General features: G+C 66.7%; 11 protein-coding genes. 2 read left to right on the top strand and 9 right to left on the bottom strand.

Annotation, left to right across the window (positions count from 1 at the left end):
* Positions 1-153: 153 nt before the first annotated feature.
* The 9 genes from E4487_RS23815 to E4487_RS23775 all read right to left on the bottom strand — a co-directional run bounded on the left by E4487_RS23815 (position 154) and on the right by E4487_RS23775 (position 10,684).
* Positions 154-1,392: a carbohydrate porin gene (locus E4487_RS23815; protein WP_047586076.1), complete on the bottom strand. Its 1,239-nt coding sequence runs from the start codon at positions 1,390-1,392 to the stop codon at positions 154-156.
* Positions 1,393-1,527: 135 nt separating this feature from the next.
* Complete coding sequence (locus E4487_RS23810; protein WP_175254533.1) at positions 1,528-2,694, bottom strand: ABC transporter ATP-binding protein; 1,167 nt, start codon at positions 2,692-2,694, stop codon at positions 1,528-1,530.
* A gap of 24 nt (positions 2,695-2,718) precedes the next feature.
* A complete protein-coding gene (locus E4487_RS23805) occupies positions 2,719-3,609 on the bottom strand; it encodes a carbohydrate ABC transporter permease (protein ID WP_257229489.1) in 891 nt (296 codons plus the stop codon).
* The gene (locus E4487_RS23800; RefSeq protein ID WP_037053654.1) at positions 3,602-4,510 is read right to left on the bottom strand and encodes a carbohydrate ABC transporter permease; all 909 of its coding nucleotides are present in this window, start codon (positions 4,508-4,510) and stop codon (positions 3,602-3,604) included. Before E4487_RS23800 ends, E4487_RS23805 begins: the two co-directional genes overlap by 8 nt.
* A 116-nt stretch (positions 4,511-4,626) precedes the next feature.
* Positions 4,627-5,895 (bottom strand): ABC transporter substrate-binding protein, encoded by a 1,269-nt coding sequence (locus tag E4487_RS23795; RefSeq protein ID WP_037053652.1) that lies wholly within the window; start codon positions 5,893-5,895, stop codon positions 4,627-4,629.
* A gap of 104 nt (positions 5,896-5,999) precedes the next feature.
* A complete protein-coding gene (locus E4487_RS23790; protein WP_175254532.1) occupies positions 6,000-7,244 on the bottom strand; it encodes an AGE family epimerase/isomerase in 1,245 nt (414 codons plus the stop codon).
* Between the two features lie 254 nt (positions 7,245-7,498).
* Complete coding sequence (locus E4487_RS23785; protein ID WP_150605874.1) at positions 7,499-8,956, bottom strand: ATP-binding protein; 1,458 nt, start codon at positions 8,954-8,956, stop codon at positions 7,499-7,501.
* A complete protein-coding gene (locus E4487_RS23780) occupies positions 8,946-9,680 on the bottom strand; it encodes a response regulator (RefSeq protein WP_175254531.1) in 735 nt (244 codons plus the stop codon). The genes E4487_RS23785 and E4487_RS23780 overlap by 11 nt, the downstream gene beginning before the upstream one ends.
* 41 nt (positions 9,681-9,721) lie before the next feature.
* Positions 9,722-10,684: a glucokinase gene (locus tag E4487_RS23775; RefSeq protein ID WP_134677444.1), complete on the bottom strand. Its 963-nt coding sequence runs from the start codon at positions 10,682-10,684 to the stop codon at positions 9,722-9,724.
* A gap of 353 nt (positions 10,685-11,037) precedes the next feature.
* Here E4487_RS23775 and ubiM point away from each other — a divergent pair, with 353 nt between their 5' ends.
* Both ubiM and ccoN read left to right on the top strand, forming a co-directional pair.
* Positions 11,038-12,210 (top strand): 5-demethoxyubiquinol-8 5-hydroxylase UbiM, encoded by a 1,173-nt coding sequence (ubiM, locus tag E4487_RS23770; protein WP_175254530.1) that lies wholly within the window; start codon positions 11,038-11,040, stop codon positions 12,208-12,210.
* A gap of 157 nt (positions 12,211-12,367) precedes the next feature.
* The coding region (gene ccoN / locus E4487_RS23765; protein ID WP_175254529.1) for a cytochrome-c oxidase, cbb3-type subunit I at positions 12,368-13,574 on the top strand (1,207 nt) is incomplete at its 3' end.

Here is a 13,574-nt window from a genome sequence, read left to right as displayed (position 1 = left end):
TAGGGTGGATGACGCTCTTTTCATCCACCACCCAGGCAGCCACGGTGGATCGATGAAACGCGATCCACCCTACGCCTCGCCATCCAGCCATCCATGCCCGTAGGGTGGATGACGCTCTTTTCATCCACCACCCAGGCAACCAGGGGGCGGGCCCTACTTCCACCAGTACTCCACCTGCACCCCGAAGTTGGAGCCGTTGCGGGCGCTGCCGAAGGCGCCGTTCTCGGACAGTGCCGAGCCGTCGGCCAGCAGGTTGGCGGCCCGTTGCGCCGCCTTGTTCCAGCTGGCGTAGGTGTAGTACAGGCGAATTTCCGGGCGCTGCCAGAAGCCCGGGCCGGCCGGCGACCAGGTCGGCGCGATGGTGAACTTGGTCAGTTTGCGCGTACCACCGGGAGCCTCGACCTGATCGCGGCCGAGCTCGCCCACCAGCTTGAACTGCTCGGTGAAGGCATAGCTGGTACGGCCACCGACGGACAGCCAGTTCTGGTCCGCGCCATCCGGGCGCTTGTCCTTCTGATACACCAGCTGCACCTGGCCACCGAGACGCGGGGTCAGCTGGAAGTCGAAGAACTCCACCAGCCGCCAGCTGCTACTGCTGTTGTCCAGGGTCGGATCGCCGGTGTATCCCAGGCCGGTGCCCGGCCCACGCCCGTACTGCAGGGCGAAGGTATTGACGCCGCCGAGGACGTCCTGCTGCTTGTGCTGCGCGGTCACCGCCCAGCCGCTGTGGCCGTCGGTGCTGTCCGGCTTGTCGATGTAGCTGACGCCGACTTCCAGCTCGCCACCCGGATTGACCTTGAAACCACCGACGTTGAAGTCGTGGCGGTTGATGTAGGGCTCCTGATCGTAGTTGTCCTTGCGCGAGAACACGTAGCTGTACTTGAGATCACCGATGACCATCTCGTCGATACCGAAGCCGGTGGCGCTCTGGTTCCAGTAGTAGAAGTCGGAGATGTGGATGTCGTTACGCTTGTAGAAACGTCGCCCGGCCCACAGCGAACCGCCATTGAGGGCCGGCATGTTGCTCCATTCCGCGTACATCTGATTCATCCGCGCGAAGCCGTAGTCACCGGTGAACTTGGGCGTGTGCCCGTACTGGTTGTAGAGCTGCGCCATGCCCTCGACGCTGATCACCGAACCATCATCGAGCCGCAGCAGGTCCTGGCGCAGGTCCAGCTCGGCGTACTGCTCGCACTCGTTGCCCAGGCGGTACTTCGATTGCGCCCCCGGCAGCTGGAAGCATTGCTGGGTGCCGCCGGTATCCGCGCCACCGATGCCGCTGCGCACGTAACCGCTGAATTCGACGGCCTGCACCTGCGGCGTGGTCATGGCCAGCGCCAGCACGCAGGGGACGCCGAGTGAACAGGTGAGGCGTTGCTGTGTGGTCTTCATCGTTGCTCCTGATTGTTGTTATTGAGCGATGCTGCGAATTACCGCCGCAGCGGCGGTTTCGTTGCCCTGCTGCAGCGTGGCCCGGATGCACTCCCGGGCGGCTGGGCAGTACCGGATTGCATCCGGGCTGGACGATCAACCTCTCTTCAACTGCGCGACCTTGCCGTCACCGGCCTGGCGCTTCTTTGCCAGCAGGCGCTCGCCGCTCTGCGCGTCGAACAGCAGCACCCGGCTCGGCTCGAAGCGCAGCGCCAGGCTGGCGCCGACCTGCGGCACCTGGTCCGGCGCGAGGCGGCAGCAGACCTTGGTCTGGTTGAGGTTGACGAACACCAGGGTGTCCGGCCCGGTGGGCTCGGTCACCTCCACCTCGGCGCAGATGCTCGGTGCCTCGGCGGCGCCGTCAGCGGCCAGCTGGATCTGCTCGGGGCGAATGCCGAGGATCAGGTCGCGGTTCTCCAGGCCCTGCGCCAGATCCCCCAGCGGTAGTTCGCAGCGCGCCTGGCCGGCGACCCCGAGCGCCGAGTCGAGTGCGACCCAGCACTGGCCATCACGGCGTTGCAGGCGCACGGGGATGAAGTTCATCGGCGGCGAGCCGATGAAGCTGGCGACGAACAGGTTGGCCGGGTCGTTGTAGATCTGCTGCGGCGTGCCGAACTGCTGGATGATGCCGTCCTTCATCACCGCCACCTTGTCACCCAGGGTCATGGCCTCGATCTGGTCATGGGTGACGTACACCGTGGTGGTCTTCAGGCGCTGGTGCATCAGCTTGATTTCGGTGCGCATCTCCACGCGCAGCTTGGCGTCGAGGTTCGACAGCGGCTCGTCGAACAGGTAGATCTTCGGCCGCCGCGCCAGCGCCCGGCCCATGGCCACGCGCTGCTGCTGGCCGCCGGAAAGCTGGCCGGGCTTGCGCTGCAGCAGATGTTCGATCTGCAGCAGCCGGGCCACCCGGGCCACTTCCTCGTCGATGGCGGCCGGCGCCAGCTTGCGCATCTTCAGGCCGAAGGCGATGTTGTCGCGCACGCTCATGGTCGGGTACAGCGCGTAGGACTGGAACACCATGGCGATGTCGCGATCCTTCGGGCTCATGCCGCTGATATCGGCGCCATCGACCTCGATCGCGCCGCCGCTGATGTCCTCCAGCCCGGCGATGCAGTTCATCAGGGTGGATTTGCCGCAGCCGGACGGGCCGACCAGGATCAGGAACTCACCGGAATCGATCGACAGCTCGATGTTCCTCAGGGTGTCCGGCAGACCGCTGCCGTATGACTTGTTGACGTTGCGCAGTTCGAGGGTAGCCATTTCATTTCTCCAATCGCCGAGGCGTCAGCCCTTCACCGCGCCGGCCGTCAGGCCGCGCAGGAAATACTTTCCGGCCACGATGTAAACCAGCAGCGTCGGCAGCCCGGCGATCATCGCCGCGGCCATGTCGACGTTGTATTCCTTGGCGCCCGTACTGGTGTTGACCAGGTTGTTGAGGGCCACGGTGATCGGCTGCGCGTCACCGCTGGCGAACACCACGCCGAAGAGGAAGTCGTTCCAGATCTGGGTGAACTGCCAGATCATGCAGACCATGATGATCGGCACCGACATGGGCAGCAGGATGCGCCCGAAGATGGTGAAGAAGCCGGCGCCATCGAGCCGCGCCGCACGCACCAGGGCCTCGGGCACGGTGACGTAGTAGTTGCGGAAGAACAGCGTGGTGAAGGCGATGCCGTAGACCACGTGGACCAGCACCAGGCCCGCGGTGGTGTTGGCCAGGCCCAGCTTGCCGAGGGTGAACGAGGCCGGCAGCAGCACGGTCTGGAACGGCAGGAAGCAACCGAACAGCAGCAGGCCGAAGAACAGCTGCGAGCCACGGAAGCGCCACATCGACAGCACGTAGCCGTTCAGCGCACCGATCGCGGTGGAGATCAGCACGCCTGGCACGGCGATCTTCACCGAATTCCAGAAGTAACCGTCGACCACGCCCCAGGCCTTGACCCAGCCGATCAACGTCAGCGTCTCGGGCCAGGACAGCAGGTTGCCGCTGCGGATGTCCTCGGGCGTCTTGAGGCTGGTCAGCAGCATCACCACCAGCGGCACCAGGTACAGCGCCGCGGCGAACAGCAGGGTGGCGTGGATGGCCAGACGGCTGGGACTGAGCGCCCGCGTCCGGCGCTTCGCCCCCAGGCGGTCATTAGTGGTGGGTCGCGGCGCGACGCTCGCATCAGTCATGGCGTTTGCCCCGCAGTTCGGAATAGAGATAGGGCACCAGCAGCGAGAGGATCGCGGCCAGCATGAGCATCGCGCTGGCCGAACCGATGCCCATCTGGCCGCGGCTGAAGGTGAAGGAGTACATGAACATCGCCGGCAGATCGGAGGAGTAGCCCGGCCCGCCTGCGGTCATCGCCGCCACCAGGTCGAAACTCTTGATGGCGATGTGCGCGAGGATCATCACCGCGCTGAAGAACACCGGGCGCAGGCTCGGCAGGACGATGCGCAGGTAGATGGTCGGCAATCCCGCGCCGTCCACCTGGGCAGCGCGGATGATCGACTGGTCGACGCTGCGCAGGCCGGCCAGGAACAGCGCCATGACGAAGCCCGAGGCCTGCCATACGGCGGCGATCACCAGGCAGTAGATGACCCGGTCCTGATCCACCAGCCAGTCCAGGCGAAAGCCTTCCCAGCCCCAGTCACGCAGCATCTTGTCCAGGCCCAGACCGGGATTGAGCAGCCACTTCCAGGCGGTGCCGGTGACGATCATCGACAGCGCCATGGGATACAGGTAGATGGTGCGGATGAAGCCTTCGCGGCGGATGCGCTGGTCCAGCAGCACCGCGAGGAACACGCCGATCAGCAGGCTGATGCCGATGAACAGGCCACCGAACACCAGCAGGTTCTGGCTCGCCACCCACCAGCGGTCGTTGTCCATCAGGCGCATGTACTGCTGCAGCCCGACCCACTTGTAGCTGGGCATGAAGCTGGAGTTGCTGAACGACAACACCAGGGTCCAGAGGATGTAGCCGTAGAAACCGACCAGCACCACCAGCATGCTGGGCGCCAGCACCAGCTTGGGCAGCCAGCGTTGCAGCATGTCGAGGGGCGAGGCCTTGGTCATTACCGGGGTGAGACTCATCGGGCAGTACCAGTCAGCGCAGTGAAATTCGGGCCGAACGCTGCCCCGACCAGGCCAGGGCGCGGTCGTGCGAGGCAGGGTTCAGGAAAGGGGCCGGACGTGCCGGCCCGCTGGTGCTACTGGGCGGCCTTGATCGCCGCGTAGATCTGCGCGCCGGCCTTGCTCGGGTCGGCGTCCTTCTCGCTCATGAAGTTGGTCACCACATCGAAGATGGCGCCCTGCACGGCGAGGTTGGTGGCCATGCTGTGGGCCATGCTCGGCTCCAGCTTGCCGTGCTTGTCCGCGTCGAGGAAATCCTTCATCGAGGCCTGGGCGCAGCTGTCGAACTGGCTCATGTCCAGGTCGGCACGCACCGGGATCGAGCCCTTGTTCTGGTTGAACACGTACTGGAACTCGGGCTCCAGGGCGATGCGCGCCAGGGCGTGCTGGGCGGCGATGTCGCCTGCGTCCTTGAGCCGGAACATGGCCATGGAGTCGATGTTGTAGGTGTAGCTGCCGGCCGTGCCAGGCATCGGCACGCACTGGTAGTCCTTGCCCGCCACCTTGCCGGCGGCGGTCCACTCGCTCTTCGCCCAGTCGCCCATGATCTGCATGCCGGCCTTGCCGTCGATCACCTCGGCGGTGGCCAGGTTCCAGTCACGTCCGGCGCGGTTCTCGTCCATGTAGGTGGAGAGTTTCTTCAGCGCGGTGAACACCTCGGTCATCTGCGGGCTGGTCAGGGTCGCCTCGTCGTTCTCGACGAACGCCTTGTGGAAACCGTCGGCGCCCATGATGCTCAGCACCAGGCCTTCGAACACGGTGCTGTCCTGCCAGGGCTGGCCACCGTGGGCCAGGGCGACGAAACCGGCGGCCTTGAGCTTGTCACCGGCGGCGTAGAGTTCGTCGAGGGTGGTCGGCGCCTTGTCGATGCCGGCCTTGGCGAACACCTGCGGGTTGATCCACAGCCAGTTGACCCGGTGGATGTTCACCGGCACCGCGACGTAGTGGCCGTCGTACTGCATGGTGTTGGCAACGGTCTTCGACAGCAGGCCATCCCAGTCGTTGGCCTTGGCCACCTCGTCCAGCGGCGCGAGCAGGTCCAGCGCCCCCCACTCCTGCAGGTCGGGCCCCTTGATCTGCGCCGCACCCGGCGGGTTGCCGGAGACCACGCGGGTCTTCAGCACGGTCATGGCGGCGGAACCGGCGCCCCCGGCCACTGCGCCGTCCTTCCAGGTGAAACCATCCTTCTCGACCAGGTCACGCAGGACCTTCACCGCGGCGGCCTCGCCACCGGACGTCCACCAGTGCACCACTTCCACCGTACCTTTGGAGTCGGCGGCCAGGGCAGCGAAAGGGAACAGGGACGCGAGAGAGACGGCAGTGGCGATGCGAGTAATAGCGTTCATCGGAATTCCTTTCTTGTTGTTATCGGGCAAGTCGTGGTGCTTGCGTTGTCAGGGAGTGTACTCAGGGTCGCCGGCGGCTCGGGTAACGAAAGGATGCATGAATGTCACTGCCTCGTTACATCGGCGGCGAGCGCCGTGGCCAGGCTCGGAGCCAGCGCCAGACGCGGCAGCAGCAGCGCCTGGTAGGCGTGGTAGAGGTCGGGTTTGCCCGGCCAGATGCTGGCAGCCGGCCGGTTGTCGCTGTCGAGTTCGTGGTGCCAGCTGCCACCGCGCAGGTCGATGAAGTGCGCGTCGATGAAGGCCCAGAACTGCCGATACCACTGTTCGTAGAGCGCCTCGCCGGTGCGCTGCAACAGTGCCGCCGCTGCCGCGACGGCCTCGGCGTGCACCCAGTGCAGGCGTGCGCGAACCACCGGCTGCAGCCTCCAGTCGAGGCTGTAGACCAGCCCCGGCGCGCCGTCGGCCTGCCAGGCCTGCTCACAGGCGCGGGCGAACAGGCCCCGGGCGTCGGCCAGCAGCCAGTCCGGGGCGGCGCACCCGGCCTGTGTCAGCGCGGCCTGCAGATGCAGCAGCAGGCGCGCCCACTCGAAGGCGTGGCCAGGCGTACTGCCGTAGGGGCGAAACGGGTCGGCGCGGCGCTCGGCGTTGTACTCCGGCAGCGCCTGCCACTGCGCATCGAAATGCTCGAGCACCACGTGCCCGCGCGCGGCGGCGTGCCGATGGATCAGGCGTTCGGCGATGCGCAGCGCACGCTGCAACCAGCGCGTATCGCCGCTGACATCGGCCAGGGCGAGAAAGGCCTCGGTGGCGTGCATGTTGCTGTTCGCCCCGCGGTAGGCCTCCTCGTCACGCCAGTCAGCGCTGAAGCTTTCGCGCAAAGCGCCCTCCTCCTCGCTCCAGAAGTGCCGTTCGATGATCCCGATGGCGTCATCGAGCAGCGCCTGCGCGGCGGGGCGCCCCGCGACCCTGGCGGAGCTGGCCGCCAGCGCGACGAAGGCATGCAGGTACGCGGACTTGCCGCCGCTGCGCGTCGCATCGCTGAACCAGCCGCCATGCGTCTCGTCCCACAGCGCGCCGCGCAACGCGGCGAGGCCATGGTCGACCAGCGCGGCGTAACCGGGCAGGCCCTGGATGTGAGCCAGGGCGAAACAGTGGGTCATGCGCGTGGTGTGGATCAGTTCGGCCACCGCCCCCTCGGCGATGCGCCCCTCGGCATCGAGCGCGGCGAAGCCCTGCTCGACCTGCGCCCGCCGCGCGAACGGCAACAGGCGCAGGCCTTCGTCGGCCAGCCAGGTGAGGTGGGCGGGCTGGCTCAGCCAGCTGTCTGGATTCAATGCGGCTCCGCTCATTGTTCTGGTTCCCTGCAGATGGGGGGCCGAGCGCCGCACAGCGGCGCGGCAACGGCGACGAGACAGGACAGACGACGGCGCATTCGGCCCGCGCGGCCCCGGCTGGATGAACAGCCGGATGCCGCTTCACCCATCCCTCCGAAAGGCGCGCTGCGAAACGCCCAGCAGCCACTCGTCCCCGCAGCGGATTCTAACGAGCGCCCCATCAGCGCCAGGTAACGAACGGGTCTGCCTTTGTCACCAAACGGTGACATTCAGTCCGGCGTGCGCGGCAGGCGCAGGGTGACGCGCAGGCCACCCTCCCGCAGGTTGCGCAGGCTCACTTCGCCGCCATGGCTATGGGCGATGTTGCGGGCGATACCCAGGCCCAGGCCATAGCCCTGCTGCTGGCCGGCCAGACGGAAGTGCGGTTCGAACACCTGCTCCAGGCGCTGCTCGGGCACCCCCGGCCCTTCGTCATCGACGTGCAGGACGAAGGCCACGCCGTCGTCCTCGATGTGCAGGTGGGCATTGCTGCCGTACTTGCGGGCATTGTCGATCAGGTTGCCGATGCAGCGCCGCAGCGCCAGAGGCTTGCCCGGATAGGCGCTGCTGGCCTGACCATCGAGGGTTACGCTGCCGTTGCCCGCCGGCGCCAGGTAGGGCTCCACCAGGCAGTGCAGCAGGTGGTTGAGATCCACCGGCTCGATGTTCTCGTGAATGTCGGTGTCCTTCACGCATTGCAGCGCGCCTTTGACCAGCAGCTCCAGGTCGTCCAGGTCGCGGCCGAACTTGGTCTGCAGGCTCTCGTCGTCGAGCAGTTCGACACGCAGGCGCAGGCGCGTGATCGGCGTGCGCAGGTCATGGGAAATGGCGCTGAACAGCTGGCTGCGTTCGGTCAGGTAACGGCTGATGCGCTCGCGCATGGCATTGAACGCACGGGCCACTTCCACCACCTCGCGCCCACCGCCTTCGGCCACCGGCTCCACCTCCGCGCCCAGCGACATGTGCCGCGCGGTGCGGGCCAGGCGCTTGAGCGGACGACTCTGCAGGTGCACCAGCAAGCCGATGAACAGCAGCAGGAAGACGCTGGTCAGCAGGATGAACCACAGCTGCTGCGCGGGCAGGATGGGTTCTTCCAGGCTGGTGTAGGGTTCGGGCAGCAGCGAGGCGATGTACAGCCACTCGCCCGGCGCCAGCTGGATCTGTGTCACCAGCACCGGCGGATTGACCGGTTCCAGGGTCAGGGCGTAGTGCGCCCAGGAGCGCGGCAGCTCGTCGAGCTTGAGGCCGCCATTGAAGATACGCAGGTCCTCCGGGCTGACGAAGGTCACCGAGATGTCCGCGGTGCTACCCAGGGACTTGTGCAGCACCGCGGTCACCGCCTCGGTCACCGCCTGCGTGCGTGGCGTGTTCGGCAGCAGCTTCATCTGCAAGGGGCGGTCGTTGAGGCTGACCACGAAGCGCGTGCCGCCCATGCTGCGCAGCTGGTCGAGAACCAGTGGCCGGTAGGCGACCGGCAACGAGCGGAAGTAGCGCACGCTGGCGGACATCGAATGGCCCAGGCTGCGGGCCGTGGTGACCAGCCCTTCGAGCTGGGTGGCGCGCAACTGCGACAGCCAGATGACGCTGGACAAGGTCTGCGCCGCGAGTATCGCCAGCAGCGTGAGCAGCAGCATGCGCCCCAGCAGCGAACGTGGCAGCGGCAACCAGCGCCGTGGCTCAGCGCCCATCGCCGGCCTGCACGCTGACCATCGCTGCCAGCTGATAGCCGCTGCCGCGCACGGTGCGGATCAGCCGTGGCGGCTTGTCGGTATCACGCAGGCGCTGACGCAGGCGGCTGACGGCCATGTCGACGATGCGCTCCAGCGGCATCACCTCACGGCCACGGGTGGCGTTGCCGATGGTGTCGCGGTCGAGAATCTGCTGCGGGTGATCGAGGAACAGCTTGAGCAGGGCGAAATCGGCACCGGAGAGGATCACCTCCTCGCCGTCGCGGTGGAACAGCCGGTGACTGACCATGTCCAGGCGCCAGTCCTCGAATGCCAGCACCTCGCCGCTGCGCTCCTGGGTGAACTGCGCGCGACGCAACAGCGCCTTGATCCGCGCCAGCAGCTCGCGCGGGCTGAACGGCTTGCCGAGGTAGTCGTCCGCCCCCAGTTCGAGGCCGATCACGCGGTCGGCCTCGTCGGAGCTGGCGGTCAGCATGATGATCGGCACCTGGGCGAAGCGCTGGTGGCCACGCACCCAGCGACACAGGCTGAAGCCGTCCTCGTCGGGCAGCATCACGTCGAAGATGACCAGGTCGGCCGGCTGCGCGCACAGGCTCTGGCGGAATGCGCTGCCATCGGGCACGGCGCGCACCGCGAAGCCGACACGGCTCAGGTAGGTTTCGAGCAGTTCGCGAATGTCCTGGTCGTCATCGACCAGCAGTATCGACTTGCCGGGCTGGCTCATGGTCCACCCTCCTTGTTGTATTCATGCCGCCACGCGCCGCACTAGTCGGCGCCGTACGCCTGCTGCAAGGCCACGCCGGCACCGGTCAGCCCCGGGTACTCGGCCGTCACCAGCCACACCGGAATGCCGTCAAGGTAATGGCTCATGCAGCCCTTGTCGCTGAAACTCTTGGCAAATCCACTGGCGAGAAAACGCTCGGCGAAACGCGGCACGACGCCGCCGACGATGTACACGCCGCCACGCGCGCCAAGGGTCAGCACGTTGTTGCCGGCAACCCGTCCCAGCCAGCGGCTGAACTGCTCCAGCACCTGGCCGGCGAGCGGCTCGCCCGCCAGACCGGCGGCGCTGATCGCGGCAGGCGTCGAATGCACCTGCGGCTGCCCGTCCAGCGTGCAGATCGCCCGGTACAGCGCCAGCAGGCCGTTGCCGCTGAGCACGTCCTCGGCGCGCACGTGACCCAGCTGCTGGTGCAGGACCTGCCACAGCTCGGCCTCGCGCGGGCTGCCGATGGGCAGGTCGACATGGCCGCCCTCCCCCGGCAACACCAGCCAGCGACCGTCCTCCAGCCCCAGCAGGGTGCCGACGCCAAGCCCGGTGCCAGCGCCGATCACCAGCGCCGGACGTCCGGCCTGGGCTTCGCCGGGGCAGACCTGGAGCCGCTCGCCGTCACGCAGGCGGGTCATGCCCAGGGCCATGGCGGAGAAATCGTTGATCATCAGCAGGTGCTCGATCTGCAGCGCCGCGCAGAACGCGGCTCGCTCAATGCGCCAGTGATTGTTGGTGAAGCGGAACAGATCACCGCTGACCGGCCCGGCACAGGCCAGGCACACGGCATCCACGGCGCCCAGGGGCAGGCCCTGGGCATGCAGGTAGGCGGCAATGGCCTGCTCGGGCCCAGGAAAATCGGCGGTGGCCAGGACCTGCACCGCCTGCAGTTGCTCGTCACGCCACAGGGCGAAGCGTGCGTTGGTGCCGCCGATATCACCGACCAGCGCCAGCTTCACGGGCGCAACTCCCGCAACAGGGCGCTGCACAGAAGGGCTACCTCAGGGGCATGAGGGGGCATGCTTTCGACTCCAAAGCGGAATTATTTTTGTAGTTCAGACAACGCACGACACAGTAAACCGGAAAATCATGCCCTTCAATCGGATTAAAGTAGTGATAACAACAATATTTCACAGAACACGTGACGCACGTCCCGAGCCCCTGCGGCAACGGACGGGGCGCCGCCGCATTCACGCCTCGGCATGACCCCGGACAATATCCGCGGCATGGCCGGCCCCTAGACTCGCACTGTCCATGGGCGCACGGCGGGCGCGATCCGCCGCCCTTCCGGTAATCCGCACGGAGAAGCAACATGTCACCCGATATCGTCATCGTCGGCGCCGGCCCAGCCGGCCTGTGCCTGGCCAGGGCCCTGTCCGGGCACGGTCTGTCGATCATGCTGCTGGAGCGTCAGGCCGAGCAAGCCCTGGCCGCCCCCGCTTTCGACGGCCGCGAGATCGCCCTCACCCATGGCTCGCAGGCACTGCTCGAGCGTCTGGGATTGTGGTCGCGGCTGCCCGCCGAGGATGTCGCCGTGCTGCGCGATGCCCAGGTGCTCAACGGCCCCTCGCTGTTCGCCCTGAAGATCCGCGCCGAACAGGCCGGCGCCGAACGGCTCGGCCACCTGGTGGCCAACCAGGCCATTCGCCGCGCCGCCTATGAGGCCGTCCGTGCATGCAGCGACGTGCACCTGCTGTGCGACACCCAGGTGCGCGCCATCCAGTCGGGCGAACACGAAATCAAGCTGGTCCTGCAGGACGGCCAGGTGCTGCAGCCGCGCCTGCTGGTCGCCGCCGACAGCCGCTTCTCGGACACCCGGCGCCAGCTCGGCATCGGTGCGCAACTCAAGGACTTCGGCAAGAGCATGCTGGTGTGCCGCATGCAGCACGATCTGGAGCACCAGCAGGTGGCCTGGGAGTGGTTCGGCTACGGCCAGACCCTCGCCCTGCTGCCACTCAACGGGCGGCAATCGTCGACGGTGCTGACCTTGCCGCCACGCGAGATCGAACGCCTGCTGGCGCTCGACGAGTCCACCTTCGCCCGCGAGATGGAGCAGCGCTTCGACCGCCGCCTGGGCGCCATGCAGCTGCTCGGCAGCCGCCACGCCTACCCGCTGGTGGGGGCCTACGCGCGGCGCATGGTCGGCAAGCACTGCGCGCTGCTCGGCGATGCCGCGGTGGGCATGCACCCGGTCACCGCGCATGGTTTCAACTTCGGCCTGATCGGCGTGCAGTTGCTGAGCGAGGCCCTGCTGGCGGCCCACGCCAGGCACCAGGACATCGCTGCACCAGCCACGCTGAGCCGTTACGAGCGCCAGCTGCGCCTGGCCACCTGGCCGCTGTACCAGGCCACCAACCTGCTGGTGGAGCTGTACACCAACGACCATCTGCCCGCCCGCCTGCTGCGTGGGGCCGGCCTGCGCATGGCCCAGGGCCTGCTGCCGCTGAAGAAGGGCATCGCCCGCCATCTCACGGCCCGCGCCTGAGCCACTCCGAGGGCGCGGCGCACCCGGCGCGCCCTCGACCGGCTCATCTGATACGCATCAGACAGCACTTTCTGAGTCTGTTTTGTTTTCCCCGGCCTCCCTACAGTTTCGCCATTCGCGCGGCTGCGCGCGCATTACTGTATGGAAGGTTACCGCGATGCAATCTGCTGCTTCTCATCCGGCCTACAACTACAAGGTCGTCCGCCAGTTCACCCTGATGACCATCGTCTGGGGTGTCGTGGGCATGTGCACCGGCGTGCTCATAGCCGCCCAACTGGTGTGGCCGGAACTCAACTTCGACACCCCCTGGCTCAGCTTCGGCCGCCTGCGCCCCCTGCACACCAGCCTGGTGATCTTCGGCTTCGCCGGTAGCGCACAGTTCGCCGCCAGCTACTACGCGCTGCAGCGCACCTGCCAGACGCGTCTGTTCTCCGACGGTCTCGCCGCCTTCACCTTCTGGGGCTGGCAGCTGACCATCCTGATCATGCTGGTGACGCTGCCCATGGGCCTGACCACCACCAAGGAATACGCCGAGATCGAGTTCACCGGCGCGCTGTGGATGGTCGTGGTCTGGGTCGCCTACGGCATCGTGTTCTTCACCACCCTGACCCGCCGCAGGACGCCTCACATCTATGTCGGCAACTGGTTCTTCGGTGCCTTCATCCTGGTCATCGCCATCCTCCACGTGGTCAACCACCTGTCGATCCCGGTGAGCTGGTTCAAGTCCTATTCGGTGTATTCCGGCGCCACCGACGCCATGGTGCAGTGGTGGTACGGGCACAACGCCGTGGGCTTCTTCCTCACCACCGGCTTCCTCGGCATGATGTATTACTTCGTGCCCAAGCAGGTGAACCGGCCGGTGTACTCGTACCGCCTGTCCATCGTCCACTTCTGGGCGCTGATCACCCTGTACATCTGGGCCGGCCCGCACCACCTGCACTACACCGCCCTGCCGGACTGGGCGCAGAGCCTGGGCATGGTGATGTCGATCATCCTCCTGGCGCCGAGCTGGGGCGGCATGGTCAACGGCATGATGACCCTGTCCGGCGCCTGGCACCTGCTGCGCACCGACCCGATCCTGCGCTTCCTGGTGGTGTCCCTGGCCTTCTACGGCATGAGCACCTTCGAAGGCCCGATGATGGCCATCAAGACCGTCAACGCCCTGTCCCACTACACCGACTGGACCATCGGCCACGTCCACGCCGGGGCCCTCGGCTGGGTGGCGATGATCACCTTCGGCTCGCTCTACCACCTGATCCCGAAGGTGTTCGACCGCGAGCGCATGTACAGCATCGGCCTGATCAACGCGCACTTCTGGCTGGCCACCATCGGCACCGTGCTGTACATCGCCTCGATGTGGGTCA

Origin of the sequence: Pseudomonas sp. BMW13 (assembly GCF_013357275.1) — a bacterium.
Taxonomy (GTDB): Bacteria; Pseudomonadota; Gammaproteobacteria; order Pseudomonadales; family Pseudomonadaceae; genus Aquipseudomonas; species Aquipseudomonas khazarica.
This window is presented reverse-complemented; position numbering and strand designations above follow the sequence as displayed.